The organism is Agromyces sp. NPDC055658 (genome assembly GCF_053618155.1).
In genome coordinates, this window is sequence record NZ_JBSHHD010000082.1 from 1 (window position 1) to 2,069 (window position 2,069).

General features: G+C 65.0%; 3 protein-coding genes. 2 read left to right on the forward strand and 1 reads right to left on the reverse strand.

The features are described 5' to 3' along the window. Window positions 1-928 (reverse strand): NDMA-dependent alcohol dehydrogenase (locus ACWGPE_RS18590; RefSeq protein ID WP_452049245.1); only part of this gene is annotated, 928 nt, incomplete at its 3' end. Window positions 929-1,137: 209 nt separating this feature from the next. Between ACWGPE_RS18590 and ACWGPE_RS18595 the strand changes: the two genes are divergently transcribed. Beyond that, entirely contained in the window at window positions 1,138-1,431 is a 294-nt protein-coding gene (locus ACWGPE_RS18595; protein ID WP_452049246.1) for a hypothetical protein, read from the forward strand. Window position 1,432: 1 nt separating this feature from the next. Next, window positions 1,433-2,035: an endonuclease domain-containing protein gene (locus ACWGPE_RS18600; protein ID WP_452049247.1), complete on the forward strand. Its 603-nt coding sequence runs from the start codon at window positions 1,433-1,435 to the stop codon at window positions 2,033-2,035. The last annotated feature ends 34 nt before the right edge of the window (window positions 2,036-2,069 follow it).

Below are 2,069 nucleotides of genomic sequence, written 5' to 3' on the forward strand. Positions count from 1 at the left end.
GGAACAAGTTGAGCTTGACGTCGGCGTCCATCATCGAGCCCATACCCGTCACCACGCAGGTGCCGGTCTTGGCGGTGAGGATCATCGCCTCTTCGATGTACTCGCCCTTCATCTCACCCACGGCGATGATGACCTTGTCCGCCATCAGACCCCAGGTCGTGTCGATGACCGGCGCGATGGCCTCGGCCATCGAGGCGTAGACGTGCGTGGCGCCGAACTTGATGGCCTGCTCGCGCTTCCATTCGTTCGGGTCGATCGCGATGACGTGCTTGGCGCCTGAGATGACTGCGCCCTGCAGGGCGCTCATGCCGATACCGCCGACGCCGACGACGATGACGGTCTCGCCGGGCTTGACGTCGGCGACGTTGGTGGCCGAACCGAAGCCGGTCGGCACCGCGCAGCCCATGATGGCCGCGGTCTCGAACGGGATGTCCTTGTCGATCTTGACGACGGAATCCTTGTGGACGGTCATGTACGGCGCGAAGGTGCCGAGCAGGTTCATCGGCGACACCTCGCGGCCGCGGGCGGTGATGCGGTTGGTGCCGTCGGCGATGGCCTTACCGCCGAGCAGGACCGCGCCGCGGTCGCACAGCGAGCGGAAGCCCTTCAGACACGGCGGGCATTCACCACAGGCCGGGATGAAGGCGAGGATGACGTGGTCGCCCTCCTCGATGCCGGTGACGTTCTTGCCGACCTTGGTGACGACGCCGGCGCCCTCATGGCCGCCGAGCGCCGGCAGCGCCATCGGGGTGGCACCGGTGGTCAGGTGGTAGTCCGAGTGGCACATGCCCGCGGCGTGCATCTGGATCTGTACTTCGTCGGCGACGGGGTCGCCGAGGTCGATCTCGTCGACCTGGAATGGCGAGTTGAGTTCCCACAGCAGGGCGCCTTTGGTCTTCATGAGAGGCGATAATAGAACAGGTTGCAATACCGTTCGGTAACTGGCCGTTGACCTGCGACGATCCTGGCTTGATTTCGTTGTCGAGTGGCTACCTGTGACACGCGTCAGGTGGGATTGTGCGCATCAAGTGGCCGCTCGGCCGGGGGATATCCCCAGAGCGACCTTGTTCCACAAGCAGGCGGCCCGCCGCGGCGGCCTCGGGCGTGTGTGTCGCACGGCGCCGCGACGGTACAGCCATGGACGGACCATTTATCGGGACCGAGGCGTTGCGCGCGGGCAGCCTGACCAGGCGAACGTTGACGAACCGCTATGACGCCATCTACCGCAATGTTTATATCGGTAAAGGCATTGAGATGACGGCATCCACGCGGGCGATTGGGGCGTGGCTGTGGTCAGGGCGGCGGGCCACGATGGCCGGACTCTCGGCCGCTGCGTTGTATGGCACCCGCTGGATCGACGGGGGTGAACCCGCCGAGTTGTATCGCCGCAACGGCAAACCGGTCAAGGACATCCTCATTTCACCGCGATGAGTTGGCCGACGACGAGACGTGCCTGGTCAACGGGATCTCGATGACCACGCCGGCGCGTACCGCGTTCGATCTGGGCCGACGCGCCGGCAGGACTGAGGCCGTCGTCCGGTTGGACGCCCTCGCCCAAGCGGCGAGTGTGCGCGCGGTCGACGTCCTTCCGCTGGTCCGGCGGCACCGTGGGGCGCGTGGGTTGGTTCAGCTGCGGGAGGTGCTCGACCTGATGAACGTCGGCGCCGAATCTCCGCAGGAGACACGCACTCGTCTCGTTCTCGTCGATGCCGGATTGCCCAGGCCCCGGACACAGATCGTCGTCCCGGGAAACTTCCTGGGCAGGAGGCATGCGCGAATCGACATGGGCTACGAGGAATTCAAGGTGGGCGTGGAGTACGAGGGTGCTCAACACTGGACGGACCCTGCAGTGAGGGCAAACGACATCGACCGGTATGCCGAATTGGCGGCGCAGGGCTGGCTCGTCGTTCGCGTGAGCTCCGACATGCTGCGGTATCGCCCACACGTCATTGTCGCTCGAATATGCGAAGCCCTAAGGGTTCGCGGCGCCCAATGGCCAGTTATGGCACGGTTTTTGGATAATCGCGTGGCATAACTGGCCGCTCGGCGATGAAAAGTGCGGCCGCCGC